Here is a 21,981-nt window from a genome sequence, read left to right on the forward strand (position 1 = left end):
CGTGTACTCTATCAATAAACAAAAAAATCCTCTTATGTTAATAGACTTATTATATAGGCAAAAGTTACGAAAATCCCGTCAACTAATTCATAAAATCTAAAACGGTGAATTGACGAATGCAATATTGGCGCACTATAATACATTTGAACTAATAAGTTCAAATAATACTGATTAGTTCAAAACTCCAATTATGACCCTACTCGGAAGGATTGATAATCATGAATAAACAACGAGTCATCATCATATTCACTTTATCCCTGAGCATCGCAATCACCGGATGTTCTACAGAAAAAAAAGATGCCGCTCTAGGTTCATCTGCACAGCCAACCGTTGTGCGCACTGCAATCGTCAAATCCACGCCCCTTCATACAGCCTATAACTTGTCAGGCACTCTTCAAGCCTATGAGGAACGTACGCTGGCTTTTCAGAACGGTGGTATCGTCGCTAGCGCAGAAATCACTACCGGTACAGCTGTACAGAAAGGTACAACCATTGCCCGTCTAGATGACGCTGACTATAGACTGCAGGTTGCACAGGCGACAGCCTCTATTCAAGAGGCCTTGGCCGGTATAGATAACGCACAGGCTAACCTACAGGCAGCTGCCTCTGCGATTCAATCTGCCGATGCTGGTATCACGAGCGCTCGCGCAAATGTCAGCAAGATCAATAAGGGCGCACGTGCTCAGGAAAAACAACAAGCGCAAGCCACTGTAGATAAGGCGCAAAGCGCCTATATCAAGGCCAAGACAGATAGCGAGCGTACACAAAAGCTGTTTGAGGCGGGCGCAGCCACCGCGTCGGATAACGAGAATGCCCGCCTGAACGCAACCGCTGCTCTTAAAAATCTGGAACAAGCGAAAGACTCCCTGTCCCTTTTGCTAGAAGGGGCAACAGCCGAAGACCATCAATCGGTCCAGGCTTCCTTTCAGGATGCGCTTGCAGGTAGAACTAAAGCTCTTGCAGCCACTGAACAGGCTGAGGCTTCCAAGAAACAAGCCAGTGCTAACTACCAAAAAGCTCTTGTCGCCAAGGGTCAGGCAGAGCTGGCACTATCACGCACCCGTTTAACCTCTCCCGTGAACGGCGTAATCTTAGATAAAATCGTGAATACAGGTGATTTGGTCGCGTCAGGGCAAGCCGTCTATCGCATAGGCTCCATCGACCGTCTCAAAGTACTGCTTCCTGTACCAGACAGTGAAATTAAGGATTGGAAAAAGGGACAACAAGTGAAAGTTGTGCTCTATGAAGAAACTCGTCAAGGTACGGTGTCTAACGTCTATCCTTCAACCAGCACCGATACAGGAAGGGTTAACGTAGAAATTGTTATAAACAATCCACAGCGAGACTGGTTACCCGGCCAGGTCATTAAAGCTGCTCAACAGGTGACAGACAAGAATGGGATTCTCGTACCTGCCGAAGCGGTCATTAATACGGGAAGCAAGCCTTTTATTTTCAAAGATGTTCAAGGAAAAGCTGTTAAAATCCCTGTGGAGCTTGGTAATCAGGTTGTAGAAAATCAGTTGCAAATCGTATCGGGACTCCATGAAGGTGAACGTATTATCGTTAAAGGGGCAGAAAACCTGTTTGATGGAAATGCGATTCAGTCGGAGGAAGGCGGACGACCATGATTGAGTACATTGTAAAAAAACGAAAAATTACATTGCTGTTTTTTGTCATACTGATTTTGGTCGGAATCTTCGGCTTTTTCCAGTTACCACAGCAGGAAATGCCGGATGTCACCATACAGAATGCTATGGTAACAACAGTCTACCCTGGTGCTTCACCACAAAAAGTAGAACAAACCGTAACCAAAGAGCTAGAGAAACGCATTAAGGAAGTAGAAGGTGTTAAAACGATTAGTTCGACTTCTGGTAACGGATTCTCCTCTATTTTAATCGAATCCAAAAACGGAGTTGATCCTCAAACGGTTTGGGATAATATGCGTAAAAAAGTGCAGGATGCACAAGCTGATCTTCCTCAAGGCGCTGAAGTGCCTGTTGTAAATGACAAGCTAACCAGCTCTTTTATCGGCTCCTATGCCCTAACAGCTGACTCTTCCGCACCACTGTATAAACTAAATGATTTAACAACAACTTGGAAAGATCAGCTTAATACCATTTCTGGCGTATCTAGCGTCAAATTCAATGGTCTCCCTGATCAAGAAGTACGTGTCCATATTGACAACCAGAAGCTCCAGCAATACCAGCTGTCATGGGGACAAGTAGCTCAAGCGATCCAGTCTCAAATTGATCGGGTTCCTACCGGTAATATTGAATACAACGGACGTACCTATCAACTTATTGTTCGCGAGACCGAAAAAGCTGATGAATTGAATCAGGTTCTTTTGACACGCACCAAAGAAGGTAATCCTGTTTATTTGAGAGATGTCGGCACAACGGAGCTGGCACATCCTAATGCAGAATACTTTGCCTATGTAGAGGGTAAACCGGCCATTACGCTAAGTATTGGAGCAGAAACAGGCACAGACATCCCTTCTATGAGTGAAAAGGTCAATACCAAGCTCAAAGAACTGGAGAAAACACTCCCCGCAGGTGTTCACTTTCAAACTCTTTTTGCACAAAAGGATCAGGTAACTCATATCTTTGACGACTTAAAGCGTGAAACGATTCTTGCGATTGCGGCCGTTATTCTCGTTTGTATGTTGGGGCTGAATATGCTCACCTCTGCATTTGTCGCACTGGCAATTCCTATATCGGTTTCGATTGCCATTATCTTTTTGCCTATGTTCGGCATTACTCTAAATCAGATTTCCGTTGTCGGTCTGATCATCGTACTCGGCATACTCGTGGATGATGCCGTAGTTGTAAATGATAATATTGAGCGTAGACTTACGGAATTAGGAGAATCGCCCTCAGTCGCTGCTGTAAAAGGCACCAAAGAGGTCATGCTTTCTATATTGGTTGCAACTCTGGCCACCATCTCAGCTTTCGCGCCATTGTTGTTTCTGCCGGGAAATGTAGGGGCCTTTATTAGACCCATTCCCGCTATTGTCTCCCTGACCATGCTTGCCTCTATGATCATGTCGCTTACCATCATTCCTATTTTTCGAGAATGGTATGAGAAACGCAGACAGGCTCGTCACCCTCAGGGTAAGTCTAAACCAGCAGGCTTGCTCGGCCAGCAGATTCATTCTTTAAACAAGCTCTATTCACAAAAACTGATGCCTAAGGTCATTCAGCGTCCCTTGCTGACAGCCATGGTCGGACTCATGCTTGGAACAGCCGCCTATGGATTAGTTCCCTTTACCTCAGTTGAACTTTTTCCTGAGTCGGAAGATCCTCATGTTGCACTAAATGTAAAAATGCCTGTAGGCACTTCAATTGCGGAAACCGACCAGGTCGTTAAAGACCTTGCAGGCTGGGTGAAAAAGCAACCTGAAACTTCCAAGGTTGTCTACAGCGCTGGAGGGACTGCCCCACAACTGTTTAGTGACATTAATAGTTCGGGTGGAAATATTAGTTATAACGAAACGGTGGGGCAGATTGCTGTCGTCGGCAAAGAAAACGTATTCGATCTCAATACGACAGTGGATGCTTGGGAACAACATGTTAAGAAATCCTACCCTGGAGTTACAGTTACGATGTATGTTCCTCGTCTCGGGATTCCAGTGGGTAAGCCCGTTTCTATTCGTATCTCAGGTCAGGATCTGAATGAACTGCAAACTCTTGCCCAAAAAGCAAAGGAGCAGATCGCGACAGTAGAGGGCACAACAGGCATCGTGGATGATATAGGAATTGAACGATATGCACTGGAGCTTGAGGTCAACAAACAGGCGATGGATCAATACCTGGTAAGTTACACAGATTTGACTCGCACGCTGCTTCTATTAAAAGAAGGAGCCCAAGTCAGCCAATTTGATGCTGGAAATAGTCTGGTAGATATTAAAATGTATTTGAATCACAGTGACGAGGAGCCAAGTAAGCTTTTCCAACAATTAAGTGTAGTTAATGCAGCTGGTAAGCAAATACCATTAAACCAGCTCGTCCAGATTAAGCCGTCATTTGCTATTCAGCAAATCAAGCATTACAATATGGAGCGGACGATTACGGTGGAAGCCGACTTGAACGGACGAACTGCAAGCGAAGCGATGGTTGACGTTGAAAGTAAGCTGGCGCAAATGAAGTTCCCAGAAGGCTACAAATGGGAGGTTGGTGGGGAAACCTCTGACCAATCGACCATATTCAAGGACTTAGGACAGCTGGCGATCGTTGTAGTCTTGCTCATTTTACTCTTGATTACCATGCAATTTTATTCTCTCTCCATTCCTATTATTATTATGACGACCGTGTATCTGGCAGCAGCCGGCGGGATTATTGGTATTTTCTTGACCGGTATGCCTATCGGTTTTATGAGCATCATGGGAATTATTGCTCTCGCAGGCATTGTTGTGCGGAATGGGATTGTGTTAATTGAATTTATCGAGGATGCACGACATGAAGGAATGGAATTAAAGGAAGCCGTAATACAGGCAGCCGCTGCTCGCTTCAGACCTATTTTATTGACATCTTTGGCAGCAATTGTAGGTATGATTCCGTTAGCACTATTGGGAAGCCTGCTCTTTAAGCCACTGGCGTTTACCGTCATTTTCGGTTTGTTATTCTCGACCTTGTTAACCTTGTTTGTCGTGCCGTCCTTGTATATGATCATGGCCAAGTACAAGATGCGCCGTCAACTCAAAAAACAGCAGCACACAGTTATCACACGTGACCAACCTTTGTGAGGTATGAAGTGAATTCGCATGCTGTCGAGTTGGTCGGTCCCTAGGGGGAAGTATGTATGGAAAGTAAAAAAAATGATATTTTACAGGCGGCCATTCGGCTGTTCTCCAGAAAAGGCTATTATTCAACATCTGTTGAAGAAATCGCCAAAGAAAGTGGGATGGCGAAGGCATCCTTCTATAAATATTTTCAAGGAAAAGAAGAACTCCCTCTAGAAATGTGTATCATTCTGGAAAATAACATTGAACAAGACATCCGGGCTCTCTACAGTAAACCTGATCTTTCTAAGCACGATAAACTGCACGGTTTTATTGTACTTTACTTGAAAAATCTCGTTGAAAACAAAGTGTATCTCATGATGGATCTTCCTGAGCCTTCCATGCTTATTTTTCAGAATGAACAACTCAATTACGCGTTCGAGAATCATGAATACAAATTGTACAAATGGGTTCGCGACTGCCTGATTGATATTTTTGGACCGAGCATTGAAGATCATGCATGGGATATGACCTTTGTACTTAAAAGCATTGTGTTTGAATATATTCGCTTCTTTGCCGATCGGATGAATGATGAAACGATTGAACATCTAACACAGTTTATCATCTTCTTATCCAGTTCCTTGGCAACCAGCCTGAACAATGCTGATTCAGCTCCACATTTGTTCTGGAGCAAGCAAGGCTGGTTACCTGAAAGTGCTCTAAGTAATCCCTTTGACCAAGGCCGTCAAATTAACAGCCTTCTCCACTCCTTGGAAGACAGTATACTGCTGTCTTCGTGGAGTTCAGAGGAGAAACAGGAGTGTCAGCAAATCTACGCTCTTTTAAAGGAAGAGGCTCTGAAATCGAACCCTCAGAAAGGCCTCCTGAAAGCCCTTTTTGCGTATTTAGAGCAGTACAAGGAACTGCAAAAGGTTTGTCGTTTACTTAAAAATTTATTGGACCATGCACCGATATCCGAGTAGTCACTCAGCATTCGGTACATCGGAACAAATTCATACTTAACAGCGAAACACATCAAAAAAAGACTGTTCATGCAAAGCATGAAACAGTCTTTTTGGGTTATTGCTTTTATTTTGATAACATACGAGGAGTTACAGCCCCGCTTGTTCTTTTAGAATTTCAGCTTTATCTACGCTCTCCCATGGTACATCCAAATCTGTACGGCCAAAGTGACCGTAGGCAGCAGTTTGCTTATAAATTGGACGACGCAGATCCAACATGCGAATAATGCCTGTTGGGCGCAGATCAAAGTTATTTCGGATCAATTCAACCAGCTTCTCATCACTTACTTTACCCGTACCGTATGTATCGACGTTAATCGAAACAGGCGTAGCTACACCGATGGCATAAGCAAGCTGAATTTCCACTTTGTCTGCCAATCCAGCTGCTACGAGGTTTTTCGCTACATAACGAGCAGCGTAAGCAGCGGAACGGTCCACTTTGGTCGGATCTTTACCGGAGAATGCTCCCCCGCCGTGACGTGCATAACCACCATACGTATCCACAATAATTTTACGGCCTGTCAGACCTGCATCTCCTTGAGGGCCACCGATAACAAAGCGTCCTGTCGGATTAATGTAATACTTGGTTTGCTCATCCAATAATTCGGCAGGGACAACTGGCAAAATAACCTTTTCTTTGATGTCTGCTTGAATTTGCTCCAAAGTAGTATCCTCTGCATGCTGCGTAGAAACCACAATAGCATCAATACGAACAGGTTTACCATTTTCATACTCTACCGTTACTTGGGTTTTACCGTCTGGACGAAGGTAATTCAGTGTACCATCCTTACGTACTTCAGACAAGCGTCGTGCAATACGGTGAGACATAGCGATAGGCAAAGGCATCAACTCAGGTGTCTCGTTCGTAGCAAAACCAAACATCAATCCTTGATCCCCAGCCCCAATGTTTTCCGTTTCTTTATCTACTTCAGCAGGATCACGGCTTTCCAAGGCAGCATTAACTCCTTGAGCAATGTCCGGCGACTGTTCATTCAAAGAAGTCAATACAGCGCAAGTATTATAGTCGAAACCGTATTTCGCACGTGTATAGCCAATTTCCTTAATCGTATTACGTACAATGGATGGAATATCCACGTATTCCGATTTGGAGCTGATTTCACCAATGACGAGAACGAGACCAGTAGCTACCGATACTTCACATGCTACCCGTGCATTAGGGTCATTAGCCAGAAAGGCGTCCAATACAGCATCGGATATCTGATCACAGATTTTATCCGGATGGCCTTCTGTTACAGACTCGGACGTGAACAAATGACGGCCTTTTACAGACATGAATTTCAACCTCCCACAATTAAAATACATGAGGATTTATAAAAAAATCCTGACATGGCAATGGTATTATTCAGATACCTTCAAGCCAACAAATGGCGGGAGATATCTTGTTACACCTGATTAATAAAAAATGAACCTTTTCCGGTAGGAAAAGGTTGCGTACAAGCCTCAAATGCCATGATATCCTATTTAAAACAAGGTGTCAATTCATACAGCCCAATTACAACTTTCGAAATTGAGGTAAGTTTACATGCAAACCATTTTCGATTCACATGTAAATAACCCCAGTTTATACGCTACTATATGATCAAAAACTGTAGAAATTATTGCAATTTACAATGTGCCATATTCAGATAAGCTACGTTCAGCGGATTGTATCAATCGCTTAGTAATTTCACCACCAACAGAACCGTTCTGTCTTGAAGTTAAATCACGCCATGCTACATTTTCGACTCCTGCAAACTGTCCCAATTCTGCAGCAAACTCACTGTCGGCCTTAGGTTGTATATGTGTATATTGAGGATTATAAACAGGCAGCCCAAACTCAGCAGCGATCTCATACTTCAAATCATCTAACCTGGCACGGCTTTCAGGAATTAATCGTCTTTGACCTCTTGATGCCATCGTATACACCCTCCACTAAACGTATTGTCTTTCATGGGGTTAGTGTGCAGCGATTAGGTTCAACTTAGCCAAGAACAATTTGCTATCCCAAGCAGTATTTAAGAAAAAGAGCCACCGAAAGTAGCTTATATACAAAACAGTTTACTGAACAGTATAACCGCCTCGTACCATAACGACCAGACCAAACTTCTGACCTTCTTTTACTTGAATACCTCTTCCTTCTCTAGGAAACGATAATAAATGATTTTTCTCGACAGCCTGATTATGAACAATTTCCGTTCCAGAAGTAATATCAATAGCACCACTGGCATCCATACTATACACAACGGCATAACCATTACGTAAAATAAATTCCGAGCCTGCTTTGGCAATCAGTTTTTGACCAGGCTTTACATCAACAACCTTTAAAGCCTCTGTCTGCTCTGGTGTGGAAGTTTTTCCTGCACTAGAAGTTCCTGACGCCGTTGTGTTAGAAGTAGTGTTTGTTGCTGAAGCATTCGAACTAGTCGTTTTACTACTCGTGTTACTTGCTGGTACTCCACCTTTAATTGCCTGAGCAATTTTTTGGTCGACATAGCTTTTGGTTACGACTGGATCATCAGCTGTACCAGGTTGTCCAGAACTGGAGGCACCATTAACTGAATTGTTCATTAAGGAGCCAGCAACAATTCCTCCTCCAAGTAAAACAGCAGCCAACGATACTTTATAGCGTGATTTCATGAAGTCCTCCTACAGCAGGTTATAGCAAGTATAGTTAAGTTTTAATTATTGTGCGCTAGCTCCAGAAGAACCCTGCATAGCCCAAGGCTTATCAAAAGCCAACTTCAATGTATCAATATTTGTAACTATATCTTCGGCCTGTTGCTCAGCAGTAGTCACTTTCAAATTAGCTTCATAAACCTGAAGCTCCGTAGCCAACCCAACATCAAATTGCTTCTTAGCCATATCAGCCGCACTTCTAGCACTCACCAAACCAGCTTGAATCTGTGAATATTGACTTTCCAATGCTTTGATGTTGTTATAGATTGTTCTTACTGCTTCTTCGAGTTGTCTCTTTGTACCCTCTGTTGCATACTGAGCTTTCTCGACATTAAGTTGTTCAGCTTCGTAAGGTGTGTTTCCTGGCGTACTAAAATTGTAGAGCTTCAAGCTCAATTCAGCTAAATCCACTTTTTGCTCACTCAGCCAAATGGCCGTGCTGCTGGTAAGTACTTGGCTTACTTTAGTTTCCACATTATCTTTGAACTCAGAATATACAGGTTTATCCTTTAATTCATAACGTTGCTCTGGTTTGTAACCAATCACTTGGTTCAAAGATACATATGCACTATCTAGATCTTTTTTTGCTTTCTCTAAAGCAGCTTGATTTTGAGTCAACTGATTGGTTGCTTGCGTAACCTCATAATCACTCGACATTTGATTATCCCTCTTGATTTGCGCAACTTTTAGTTTGCGCTCCGCATCTTCGATATTCAAAGCAGCAAGCTTGACGGCATTCTGCTTTTGAAGGAGCTTGTTATAAAGATCCTTTACGTTATATTCAATACCTTCTTTGGTCATATCCAGGTTTTTCTTAGCAGCCTCATAATTAAGATTCGTTTGAGCATAGCCTTTAAAAGCTTTATCAGAAGCCTCATCACCTGCTTCTGCTGGAACAAAGTCAATATTCTTGCCTGCTTCTTTCATGATTTTGCCTGCTTGATCGATATTCGTTGCTGCTGTTTTAACTGTAGTACTATCAGCTATAGCCAGTTTAACGGCATCATCATAGGCCAACGAATCATTATAGTAGGTATCATAGGTAACCTTTGTCACAGGAGCTGTGAGAGGCTTACTGGACAAGCTATTGGCTTCGCCAGTTGTACTTCCATCTGCTTGGTTTGAAATAGTAATTGTACGTGTACTTTGATCCCAATTTACTTTGGCGCCTAATGATTGGCTCACAAAACGTAAAGGAACGAGTACTTGACCCTTTTGAATTTGAGTTGCTGCATCGAGCTGTACAGGATTACTATTTTTATAAGCAAGTTTAGAACCAACATTTAAAGTTAACGTATCGTCATTTTTAGATGCTGTCACTTTTTTAGCTTTGCTGTCCCAATCGACTTTCGCACCCAAGCTTTCAAAAACACCACGCAGAGGCACCAAGGTTGTATTTTGACTAACAACCGGTGACTGGGTATATTGCTGAGTTACACCGTTAATAATAATCTTTATATCACCTGGTTGAGCTCCTGCAAGACTGGCGAACGCAGAAGAAAGAACCAATGTGGACAGTACTGCCACTCCAAAACGTTTCATAATTTCTCTCCTTTGTCAATAAGACTAATAAAAGAAAAGGGCTCCAAAAGGAACCCTCTTCTAATCTAATTCAGTTAACTCAAAAGAGTTGCTCTTAAATTAGTTGTTGTTTTCAACAGTTACTGTTTTAGCAGTTGCATCATAGTTGATGGATGCATCCAGCGCTCTGCTCACCCAGAAGATAGGCAGTACAGTACGGTTTTTGTTAGTTACAGCTTTAACGTCCATACGAACCACAGAACCGTTAATAGTCAACAGGTTTGTGTTCAGTTTGATTTGAGCAACGCGGTCACCTTTAATCAGGGTAACTGTGGAAGTTGCTTTGTCAAACAGGATGTTTTGTGGGGATACACCCAAAGCTTCAGCTGCATAACGTACTGGCAAGTAAGTGCGTCCGTTTTCAGCATAAGCAGCTACATCAGAAGTTTTACTTTCGCCGTTCACAGTGTAGGAAGTGCTTCCCAGTGTGAAGACAGCTTTAGTTTTAGTAGCACCTGGAGCTGGAGTTCCAACAGTTGCGATTGCTACTTCAGCAGCTGCAGTGTTGTTATCTTTCCAGTTTTGTGTGTTGTCAGTTGCGCCTTTGTATGCAGTGTAAGAAACTGCGCTACCTTTCAGCTTAGCAACGATATCGCCTTGAGCTACAGTACGGTCAACAGTCAGCTTAGGAGCTGAAATTGTGATTGTACTTGGAGTAGCACTTTCGCTGTCGATGTAGAAGCTCAGACGGCCTTTGTTGCTTTCGCCGTAAGTATCAGTAGATACGCTCTTCACTTTAACGTCACCAGCTGTAACTTTTACTTCTGGAGTAGCAGCAAAACGTACGCCTGTTGGCAATTCCAAAATTACTTCACGGCTACCGTCTTTCTTAACGAAAGCTTCTTTAGCAGCTTCAGTGATTGTGATATCGCCAACTTGTTGATCGCCCAGACCGATTGTCAGGGTTGGTTTGGAAGCAGCAGCCAGAGTAACTGCTTGTTTCACAGTTGCAACCTTAACAGTGCCGCTCAGACCTTGGCTACCAGCAACATCAACGTTCAGATCGCCAGAGAAACCTGGTTGCGTAGCAACTTCAACGTTTTTCAATTTCAGACTACCAGCATCAGTTGTGCTGTTAGCGTTGTTGAAAGTCAATTTCAAAGTACGTTTGTCAGAGTCAGTATAGGAAACCTCTGCTCCACCCAAACCGTTAGTGTTCTCCATAGAACCGGAGAAGTTGCTTCCTGGGTTATTGCTTTCAAAAGTTGACTGCCAACGAGCACCTTCAGGCAAACGCAAAGTTACAGTACGTCCTTTTACGAAAGAACCAGCAACAGTTTCTTTAATTGTAACATCACCAATTTTTTGCTCATCATGACCAGCAAGAATTGTTGATGGAGTAGCAACGGAAACGCCACCACCGATTTGACCATAGCTACCAACTACGAGGGAGCTAACATCAGTTGTTGCATTACCAGAAATACTAACTGTAACGTCGCCTTCTTTTGCACTGTTTTCATCATCAACATAGAATCCTACAGGCAATTGGAAAGATGTTTGGTCGTCACTCACTTTTTTCAAAGACAAAGTAAGCGTATCGCCATCAGTAGAGTAGTTCACATCTGATGGTTGAATTGCTTTGTCTGTCTTAGAAGTAAACAAAATAGTAGCTGGGCTTTTAGGAGCGGAATCCCATTTGAAACCACTAGGCAATTTCAACTTAATGTTGCTATTACCCAAAGAACCAGCTGTTTCTTCTTTAACTTTCAAAGTTGCAGTAAAGTTCTCTTCACTGGAAACTGTATCAGCAGCAGACAAAGATACTTGACCGGAAGAAACTACGTTTGCAATTGTTGCTTCACCGCTAGTGAAACCACTTGCAGAAGCTGCATCAAAAGTAGCTTTTACAGGTCCATTGCTAGGTCCGTTAACATTAATTTTACCAAAGTTCAGGTAAAGATCAACGCTATCTTTAGAGTTAGTAAAGTTGAAAGTCACTCTTGCAGAGTTATTAGTGAGCTTCTCTACAGTCAAACCTTCACCCGGAACGTATCCAGTTTCTGCACGAGCTGCAGCATCATCATTGTTATCGCCTGGATCAATGTAAACACCCAAACCATAAGTAGAGTCAATAGCAGTAGGGACAACACCAGGGGCAGTAGCGAATTCAAAACCTTTAGGCAATGTAACTGTGAAAGATTCATTTTTGCCAACAGAAGCTTGGCTTACGTTAACTTTCACTCTACCCAGAGTAGTGTTAGTAGTTTGGCTCGAACCAATACTAGGAGTATTAACAGCAGAATAGCTAGAAGCTGCATGGATTGCAGTTGGTGCAGTCAATGCTGCGATTGGAGCTGCAACACCAGCAACCAATGTTGCTGTTGCCAGCACGTTGATCATTTTTTTGTTAAACTTTGTCATAACCTTTTTTTCTCCTCCTTGAATATAACCAGAAATATTATTTTTGTCTTTTTGTCGGATCTTGTCACTCATCAGTCGTTACACCTCCTTTCCGAGCTTTATGAGAACCCTTATAAAATGATATCTGTGACAATATCACAGAAGCTTGGAATCTAGTTGAAAGAAAGCGTCCATTTATGACGTACTCCAGTATTATACAATGTGATAACAATGCAGTAAAGATTTTTTTTAGCGAATTTTGTCTTTACGCTTTTGTACCCCTTTGTTTCATACTCACCCAATTAGACGTAGCATGGGTTCAAAAAGTTGCGTCTGTTTCAAAAAAAATTTTTTATTTTTTTTGATTATGTATTCCGCTTCCCACAGTAATAATTATACTATTGAACCTGTTCCTCCGTCATCCTACAACTTTTACCTTATCAACCTTAAATGTACAAGGATTATTTTCGTACATTTAAGTCGGTCTTTAATGGAGTATATTCGCTAAGAATTATCCATAGAATATATAAAGCACATAAAGTCTATAGATTCCCTTGAAATCTAATACTCTAATACACTTTAAGTAGTAGGAATGACGGAGTAACAGTGATTTACGATATATATAACCGAGACAAATTACTTCACTACATTAATCTTCGCGCCATCCGTAAGCAGACTAACACCCTTAACGACAACATTTTGTCCTTCAGCAAGCCCCTTGGTTACCTCAACCTGTTTGGCGCTTTCCTGGCCTGTCTGCACTTCCACCCGCTTAGCAACAGTTCCTTCCACTACATAAGCATACTTCTTCCCTGCCTGCTCGGTAATGGCATCCTGCGATACCAAAATGTTTTTAGGAGCTTCTGACTTCATAAATACAGTCACAACCATCCCTGATTTTAATTCACCTGAACCATTAGGAACCGAAATCTCGACAGGATATGCCTTGAGATCATTATCCATTACCGGATTGACGGCTGATACTCTGGCCTCAATTCGCTTATCTAAGGAGTCCACACCTACAGTCACAGATGAACCCACCTGCAACTTAAGAAGCTCAGATTCAGAAACGTTGACTTTAGCAATAATAGGATTGGTATTCGCAATTGTAGCAACTGCGGATTGTGCACTAACCATTTGCCCCTGGGTTCCTGTTACTACTGATATTGTGCCAGAAATCGGAGCTTTGACTACAGAATCCACCAATTGGCTACGTGCTGTGTCTAAACTGGACTTAGCTTGATTAACAGAAGCTCGGGCTACATCAATACCCGTTTTCTGTTGTGCAAGACGTAATGATTTTTGAGCATTATTATATGTTGTTTGCGCACTTTCCTTAGACGTTTGCGCATTATGAAGTGTGATCTGTGCATTCTCCACCGCAGTTAAGGCCCTTCTATGCGCTATTTGAGACTGCTCTAACTCGGATTGAGAAAGAGCACCCGCACTAAACAGCTGTTGGTTGCGATTAAGCGTATTTTGAGCATCACGCACGGAACTCTGAGCATCTACCAAACTGGTCTGAGCTTGGGTGATGGTGTTGTCTTGCTGGACAAGCGCACTTTTGGCTTGATCCACGCTGGATTCTGCCTGCTGCACCGATTGCGCTGCACCTGACTCTGCCTGCTTTAAATTGGCCAGGGCAACCTGGTACGACTCCTGGGATTGCTTAATTGAGTCCCGCAAGTCCTTTTGGTCTATAGTAAACAATGTGTCGCCCTTATTTACTTTTTGCCCCACTGTAAGGTTAATGCTTTGAATTTTGCCACTAATTTTCGGAGACACCTGAGCCGTCTCTTTGGGAGCAAAGCTTCCAATAATACCTGTTGAATCGCTAATACTACCTTTGGTCACTTTGGCCACTTGGACCGGAATGGCTTGCTGCGCCGCAGTTGGAGCGGCAGGGGCCTCCCCCCCACCGCAACCCGCTAATGCAACTGATAAAAGCAAAGTTGTAGCAATCAGAGCACTTTTTTTATTCATTATGTTTCTCCACCTCACCTTATATATGAACACTTTTTTGTAGTTTCGCTTCTTTTTTTAATTCTCTCTTCGCTTGTCTTTTTAATTTCCGATTCTTACGTTTTTGTATCATATTATCCATGATGACGTAGACTACCGGAATAAGAATCAATGTAATAACAGCTGCGAAGGATAACCCGAATACAACAACAACTGCCATCGGTGCTTGTGTTTCGTTACCCTCTCCTGTAGCGAATGCCATTGGGAGCAAAGCTAGTACAGTAGCCAGCGTGGTCATCAAAATCGGACGCAACCGCTCAGACGCTCCATGAATAATAGCTTCATCCCGATCTTGGCCGTCTTTTCGGAGCTGAATTATAAAGTCAATCATAACAATGGCATTGTTGACGACCAAACCGACGAGCATGATGTAACCCGTCAAAGCTGAAACGCTGAGACTCGCCCCGGTTACAGCTAAACCGATAAGCACACCAATTACCGTAGGTGGAACGGAAAACATAATAACAAACGGTGTGAGCAACGATTCGAACTGTCCTGCCATAACCATATAAATGAGCACGACAGATAGCAAAATAGCTATCGCTAAGTTCATGAAAGACTCCATCATTTGTTCATTTTGGCCGCCACCCGTATCTGCACTGTAGCCCTCTGGGAAGTGAGTAGTCTTCAAAAGAGCATCTATTTTTTGATTAATAGTAAGAATATCCCCTGTTCCGTCAATATCAGCTGTAATCTGCACTTGACGCGTTTGGTCTTCACGAGTAACAGTATCGGGTACAGTCCGTTTATCAATACTTACTACGGAAGACAAAGGTACATCAATACCTTGTGGAGTGGTAATCCGTAAGGCTTTTAGATTTGACAAATCATGGCGGTTTTGCTCTGGTAACGATATCTTCACATCAATCTGATCTTCACCTGTACGATAGCTTGTGGCGACTGACCCATTAAAAGAAGTATTCACTGCAGATAAGATTTGAGTCGCTGATAAGCCATATCGACTCGCAAGCTCCCTATTAACAGTAATCTCATATTCTTCACGAACCGCACTCAAGCTACTTTTCACATTAACGGTACCCGGTATCTTTTTCACATCTGCAACGAGATTGTCCGAGAGTTCTCTCAGGACGTCAATATCGTCACCTTTTAAGTTAATATTAACAGCCGCTCCGCTTGAAAGGCCTGTTGTAGACGCCATTGTAATCTCTGCATCCGGAATGCTATCAAATTTCTTACGAAGGCCCTCAACTACACCATCTGTTGGCTGATGTCCATCCTTCAGTGTTACACTTAGATCTGCTGAGTTGGTTGGAGCTGCCCCTGAATAACCAGAATTGCCACCAGAACCAACAGTCACTGTCATTTTATCTAGATCCGGAACTTTCAAAATTTCTTTTTCTATATCTTGAACAACCTTTTCCGTTTCTTCCAAGACCGTTCCATTAGGAAGTTTCACGTTAATTGTGAATTCCCCAGTATCGGATGCTGGGATAAATTCAGCCTTAACAAAAGGAACTAGAGCCCCAGCTGCCACAAACATTAATAAAGTAATAATTAACACAGATTTTCTATGGTTGATTCCCCACTTCAGTATACGGCGATACCCACCCTTAAATTTCTCGAAGCCAATATTAAACCACACAATAGGGTTAACGCCCTTATAAGTACCTGAAGAGTATATGGATTCATCCGGTACGGTAGGTAGCCAACGTGAACCGAGCATCGGCACAATCAGAAGGGATACGACCAAGGCTGCAATGTGAGAGAAAATAACTGTTAACGCCAACGGTTTAAATAGAACTCCCGCTATTCCATCAACAAAAACAACTGGTAAAAATACTACGATCTGCGCAAGTGCAGATGCCATAACGGCATTACCCACCTGCTTGGAGCCATCAATAGCCCCTTGTAGCATGCTTTTCCCTTCATGTCGCTGTCTAAAAATATTCTCAATAATAACAACGGCAAAGTCGACAAAGGATCCTAGCCCCAGAAGCAAACCGCTAAGTGAAATAATATTAATGGTTTGTCCGGTGAAATACATCATCATAAATGTTGCTACGAAGGAAATTGGAATAACGATAGTAGCAATAATGGTAGAACGTATACTATTCAAAAATAACAGCAACACAATAGCTGCGATAATAAGTCCCAATATAGCATGCTCTACTAATGAGTGTACGGAGTCGCTAATGGGTTTGGATGCATCTGTTACCATCTCCAATTGAGTTCCCGGAGGCAATTCCTTCCGTATCGAATCTAAACTATCCTTTACAGAATCGGCGATTGAAAGGGTATTCCCCCCTGTGGCTTTAGTAACAGAAATATTGATACTTGGCTTTCCGTTATAGGTAGAAATGGTTGTAACATCATCCAAGGAATCTTCAACTGTCGCGATGTCCTTTAGCTTAATGCTTCCCTTCCCTACTGGAATTGGCGTTTCACCCATTTCTGAAACAGCTTTGTATTCACCTTGAACCCGAAGTTGGATTTCTGTATTGCCTCGGTACACCGAACCAGCAGAACCCGCTACGTTATTAGACGATAGCGCTTGGCTGATTTGATCTAGCGTAATGCCATAGCTTTGAAGTTTGGCTTGGTCTACAGTAATCTTCACAAGCCGAGCTTGCCCACCTGACATGTTGGCTGCAGCTACTCCAGCAATTCTTTCAAGCCGCGGCTCAATAATATCTTCAGCAATAGGCTTCAACTTGTTAATATCCTGGTCTCCTGTAAGAGAGAGCGTAATAACCGGCGTTGCGTTGAGATCCACCTTAAGGACACGCGGCGAATTAGCCGCCTTGGGAAGAGACCCTTTAACCCCATCAACTTTATCTCGCATGTCGAGGGTTGCTTGATTGATATCTACTCCCCAGTTAAATTGAATCATGACCATAGATGTTCCTTCTGAAGACTCGGACATGATTGTGTCCACGTTCTCAATAGAAGCCAGACTTTTCTCAATAGGTTTAGTAACCAATTCCTCAACTTCTGTAGGCGTTGCATTTGGAATACTAGTCACCACTGCAGCGAATGGCAGCTTCATATCCGGCATTTGCTCTACAGGAAGTCTTAACGCAAAAATACCGCCCCCGATTAACAAAGCAATAATTAACATAAATACTGTTACAGGACGGCGTATTGAAAACTGAGACATCTCATCACTCCCCACTCACTTCTCTATGTAATATTTAAGCACACACATCCTCTACTACGATGAAATAGGCGTAAAGTTTCAGATAAATGTGCAAAAAAAACATATAGAAAAATAATAAACACATTTTGAGATAAATACTTAAAAAAAAGCAATTAATTACAGACGTTTAAGCCAAATCCAAAACCAAAAACGTTGTAAGGCTAATCCACAATTTTTACCTCATTGATATTATGGCATAGGCCCTTAATCCCAGTCAAATAGCTGATTTATAAAAAACATCCCTCTCATGTATATGAAAGGGAATTACCATTTCGCATGGAGGGATGTTTAATAATTTCAGGTGTTTTGTTGATTAGATTTTAGGAAGCAGCTTTTTATCAGCCATAACTTTAGCTACAATAATGGCTGCATCTCCGCGCAAGGTCAAGGAAGTAGGATTAAACATATATCCTTTTTTCAGATCACTTGCATCCACAGGTGACCCTGTGATAAAGCCTTTCTTGGCGATAGCCAATATAGATGCTTGCGCATAGTAATCAATCTTGTCCGCATCTTTAAAAGTCTTAGACAGGTTCTTCATGATCTTGTCATGATCTGTTTCCAGCTTCAAATTCAATGCCTTGGCAATAATGACTGCTGCATCTTGGCGTGTGATTACATCTTCCGGCATAAAGATTCTTGGTTGCGAACCTTTGACAATACCGGCGCGTGCAGCTGTTTCAATATAACGATAATCATAGAGCGCATCTGCTGATATCGTATTTGGAATAGACACGTCGTCAAAATGCTTCGCTCCGCTGAAATTAAGTGGAATTTGCAGACCTTTGACGATCATAGACGTAAATTCGCCTCTTTTAATGTAGCTGTCTGGTCCAAAGCTATTAATCGGATCCATTGGGTTCATAACACCTTTAGCCAAGATGGCTTCGATGTAATCTCTAGCGTATTTATGCTTAATGACATCACTATACGTTTCTCCAACTTTAGCAACTACATAGTAACCGAAACGATCAAACGGTACCTTAATGGTATGTTTTTTCGGATCCACCACACCACCAATGTTCTGCCAATCTTTAAGATCAGAATCAAAATAGAACACCGTCATTTGTTTCCCTGCATCCTGAGCGATACTGTTATCATACGTCAAAGTTAATGTTGCACGCTTGGATGGTACTAATTCATTAGAAGGATCACGCCAGTAGAAGTTTTTAATCTTGCTACTGTCATTTTGCGACTTGTTAGCCAATTGATAAGGATCGGCACCATAAGTTACCGGATCGTAATCGTCTGTTTTAATGTCATCTGCTGTACCTGGGTCAATCCAGAATACTGGACTTGACTTGGTAAAACGATTTGGGAATTCTCTGTTAAAGTATCTACTTCCATCTGCAATCAAGCTCTGCATATCCGACAATGCTTTTTCGGTTTCAAATTCATGACGATCGACCACACCATCTTCGCTATTTGCTATTGCAAAGTACAAAGTGTGACCAGAGAAAACCTGGTTTTTGAACTGTTGCGGTTGATCGTAATCCCGACGAATCAGACTCGTTCCCTTTGCAAAAGCAAGTGTAAGATTGCCATCGAACACTTTGTGCGATGTTTTCATCGCTTCCATGTACTGCTCACCAGGAATATTAGTAGGCACATATTTAACAGTAATGGTCTGTTTCAGTTTTTCTTTGCCTACAGTAACCACTACGTCAATTTTATTATCTTTGTTGGCTTTTAGACCTGTAACGATGGCTTTGTAAGTTGATGGATAATCAATGGTACCATCATAATCAGAGTCGAATCCCTCTTGAACTGCTGTTTCTTTACCTACCGTAACACTATCTGCATTACCTGCGTTTACAACAACTTGCACAAAGTTTTGATTCACGATTCTCTTTTCAGGGAGCGGACGCAAAATATCAAAAGATGTGGATTGACCGGATACTTGCAGTCGGAAAGTAGCAAATGGTCCACTCTTGCCGCTATTGTACAAGGTAATGTTATAAGCTACTGGTGTTCCATCTTGCGAAATAGTTTGGTTTTTCAACACAAAGCTGAAATACTTTTTGTCCGGATGGTAGTACACAAGCAGGTCTTTTAAATCTTTATTTGTAAATTTATCTGTAGTAGAACCGGAATTGTATGTTGTCTTAGCATCTTCTGCTGAGAAAAACTCGTTACTCAGCGTCCAGTTGACTTCACTGTCATCCGATCCCTTAATCTCCAAAATATATTGATCTTTATTAGCAATATCACTTAACGAACCATTTACCTGATCTGCTTTACCCAAATCAGCAATACTGAAAGTACCAAATACATTGATATTTTTCAGAGATGTATTGTAGTTAGTGTCATCCACTTTGGTGAAATTAGCATCTTTTGATTTCGGAGCAATTTCGCTATATTTCGGCGTATTGCTCAAGCCGCTAACTGGTGTGAAAGGGATGATCCCTTGTGTGTTTGGAACAGGAATTACTGGAATATTCGTCTGTGTAAAGTTTACTTTTACCGTATTGCTATACTCAATACCTGGCTTGTATACAAACTTGATTTCATTATTCCCGTTCGCCAAGGCATTGGCTGCAGCTGTCTCTGAGGAAGCAGCAAGCTTGAAGTCCGCTCCTGAACCATCCAGATCAACCAATACATTATTAACATACAGGAATACATTTCGGTTACTTCCAGTGTAATGAATATCTGCTGCGTTGCTCACATCAAGCAATTTACCTTTAAAGTAGCCCAGTTGAGTCAATTTATAGGTGTTCAAGTTTGAGCTGGATGTATTCAACGGAATTTGTTGCCCATCATAAATCGTATCGTATTTCATGAACGGACCCTGCAACAGATTCACCGTTGCTTTAATTAACTTGGTCGAGTCACCATTCAGATAAAAATTCAGTACATTTTGTCCTTCTTTAGGCAAAGTGTCTACATAAGCAACAATTTTCTTCACTTGCGTTGACTTACCATTGATTGTACGAATTACATCTTGAGGAGACCCTACAGTATGAACCGATACTCCGGAAAGCTCATTAATTGAAGAAGGTGCGCCATTAACAACGATAAACTCCATACCTACAGGTACAGATGCAGCATCTGTAGTCTTGTTCTTCATAGAGCTACCTGTTAATTTCATAGCTTCATCTAGAGCAGCTGCCTGATCAGACCCGCTTCCATTAATTCTGTTCAACAATTGAGTATTAAAATCAGGAAGATAGTTAACATCATCAATATACGGCTGAGTGCTACTGCGCAATGTAAATTGGACAGCCGATGGAGCTGGAGGTGTACTGCTATCCGTATAAGTTATGCCCAGGGATGCCCTGGTCAAATGATCAAGTACAGCTTCCGAAGGTACAGTCACCTGAAATGGATATACTTTATAGCCATTTGATGTAACTATATTTGCAGTATCGATTGTGGCATCAACCCCAGTCGCACTACCCACAGCACTACCATTGTTACTCACATCGGTAAAACGTGCATTGATTGTGGCCACTCCTGGATCGGTCGCACCAGCTGGTACCAAAACGTTACCTTTTAAAACCACACCACTTGTAGACGATACAGTAAAGTCAGGCGAAGTGGTCAGATCGGCAGAAACATTCCCATCCTTGTTCAAGGTCAAATCAGAGAATTCCGGTTTACCCGTATAAATCGTAATTTCACGTATAACTGTAAGAGCCTGAGTTCCGTTATTCACTTTAATAGTCACTATATTTTTACCCGGACTCAGTACAACACTACCTGTTAGTTTATAGCCAGTGTAAGAGGATACATTATACGTATTACTGCTTTTTGCAGACGTGAGCGTTACACTGTCAGCATTAGGAGCCGTACCTTGAATGACTACTTTTACATCATCCGTACCGCTATTGCGTGCGTCTGTCAGCACCGCTGTCTGATTCTCTAGCAACTGCTCGGTTGCACCATTCAGCGTAGCAGATAGATCATAAAGCTTAGGTCCATCCTGATACTCAATGTAAATGGAGTCCTTCATATCAGCCGAATTTTGGCTACTTTGAAATGTAATCCGGTTCAAACCAGGAAACAGTTTAATGTCTGTAACTTTAAGCGTAGAGCCGCTGACCGTAATTCCGCCTTTTTGACTCTCGTTCTTATTAACCACGTTAAGGTTTGTTCCATTTTTAGAGAGTTGGAATACACTATAAGATATAGTACTTCCGTTCACTCCGTTAATCGTACCGTTAACTGTAACTCGGTCAGTGTTTACCATTCTAGCCGAATCCACATCATATTTTTCACTTGGAAAAATAAAATAAGTTCCCGTCGCAGCATGAGCCGTACCTACCAGGGCCGCCGGCACCAAGCCAATGATGAGACCAACCGTCAGCAACATGGATAGCAATCGTTTCAAATCATTGTCCTCCTTTGATTCTGTCGCACCTTGGGGTACGTAATCATTCGATACTTTTTTTATCGGTAGTAAACATACAAAAAATTAGTAAATTCTCAAAAAAGGAGGGAGTTTTTTTACAGCAAACATCAAA

Annotated in this window: 11 protein-coding genes; 3 read left to right on the plus strand and 8 right to left on the minus strand. The window is 42.2% G+C overall.

The window, feature by feature from the left end:
• Nucleotides 1–218 precede the first annotated feature (218 nt).
• Genes KAI36_RS24350 through KAI36_RS24360 form a run of 3 tightly spaced genes read left to right on the plus strand, consistent with a single transcriptional unit; the run spans nucleotide 219 to nucleotide 5,700 of the window.
• Entirely contained in the window at nucleotides 219–1,628 is a 1,410-nt protein-coding gene (locus KAI36_RS24350; protein WP_025722450.1) for an efflux RND transporter periplasmic adaptor subunit, read from the plus strand.
• Nucleotides 1,625–4,741 (plus strand): efflux RND transporter permease subunit, encoded by a 3,117-nt coding sequence (locus tag KAI36_RS24355; RefSeq protein ID WP_220026235.1) that lies wholly within the window; start codon nucleotides 1,625–1,627, stop codon nucleotides 4,739–4,741. The genes KAI36_RS24350 and KAI36_RS24355 overlap by 4 nt, the downstream gene beginning before the upstream one ends.
• Before the next feature lie 56 nt (nucleotides 4,742–4,797).
• Complete coding sequence (locus KAI36_RS24360; protein WP_220026236.1) at nucleotides 4,798–5,700, plus strand: TetR/AcrR family transcriptional regulator; 903 nt, start codon at nucleotides 4,798–4,800, stop codon at nucleotides 5,698–5,700.
• Nucleotides 5,701–5,829: 129 nt separating this feature from the next.
• On the opposite strand, the gene metK is transcribed toward KAI36_RS24360, so the two are convergent.
• The 8 genes from metK to KAI36_RS24400 form a co-directional block, all read right to left on the minus strand.
• On the minus strand, nucleotides 5,830–7,032 hold the full coding sequence (gene metK, locus KAI36_RS24365; RefSeq protein WP_013312298.1) for a methionine adenosyltransferase: 1,203 nt from the start codon (nucleotides 7,030–7,032) through the stop codon (nucleotides 5,830–5,832).
• Nucleotides 7,033–7,365: 333 nt separating this feature from the next.
• Nucleotides 7,366–7,656, minus strand: coding sequence for an alpha/beta-type small acid-soluble spore protein (locus KAI36_RS24370; RefSeq protein ID WP_071643325.1), 291 nt, complete (start codon nucleotides 7,654–7,656; stop codon nucleotides 7,366–7,368).
• Between the two features lie 141 nt (nucleotides 7,657–7,797).
• On the minus strand, nucleotides 7,798–8,376 hold the full coding sequence (locus KAI36_RS24375; RefSeq protein WP_220026237.1) for a hypothetical protein: 579 nt from the start codon (nucleotides 8,374–8,376) through the stop codon (nucleotides 7,798–7,800).
• Nucleotides 8,377–8,421: 45 nt separating this feature from the next.
• Complete coding sequence (locus tag KAI36_RS24380) at nucleotides 8,422–9,957, minus strand: stalk domain-containing protein (RefSeq protein ID WP_220026238.1); 1,536 nt, start codon at nucleotides 9,955–9,957, stop codon at nucleotides 8,422–8,424.
• Between the two features lie 99 nt (nucleotides 9,958–10,056).
• Nucleotides 10,057–12,429, minus strand: a complete 2,373-nt coding sequence (locus tag KAI36_RS24385) for a copper amine oxidase N-terminal domain-containing protein (RefSeq protein WP_220026239.1) — start codon at nucleotides 12,427–12,429, stop codon at nucleotides 10,057–10,059.
• Nucleotides 12,430–12,972: 543 nt separating this feature from the next.
• Nucleotides 12,973–14,319, minus strand: a complete 1,347-nt coding sequence (locus KAI36_RS24390; RefSeq protein WP_220026240.1) for an efflux RND transporter periplasmic adaptor subunit — start codon at nucleotides 14,317–14,319, stop codon at nucleotides 12,973–12,975.
• A gap of 19 nt (nucleotides 14,320–14,338) precedes the next feature.
• The gene (locus tag KAI36_RS24395) at nucleotides 14,339–17,476 is read right to left on the minus strand and encodes an efflux RND transporter permease subunit (protein ID WP_220026241.1); all 3,138 of its coding nucleotides are present in this window, start codon (nucleotides 17,474–17,476) and stop codon (nucleotides 14,339–14,341) included.
• Between the two features lie 352 nt (nucleotides 17,477–17,828).
• Nucleotides 17,829–21,848, minus strand: coding sequence for an S-layer homology domain-containing protein (locus KAI36_RS24400; protein ID WP_220026242.1), 4,020 nt, complete (start codon nucleotides 21,846–21,848; stop codon nucleotides 17,829–17,831).
• Nucleotides 21,849–21,981 lie beyond the last annotated feature (133 nt).

Source organism: Paenibacillus sp. S02 (assembly GCF_019454065.1).
GTDB classification, from domain to species: domain Bacteria; phylum Bacillota; class Bacilli; order Paenibacillales; family Paenibacillaceae; genus Paenibacillus; species Paenibacillus polymyxa_B.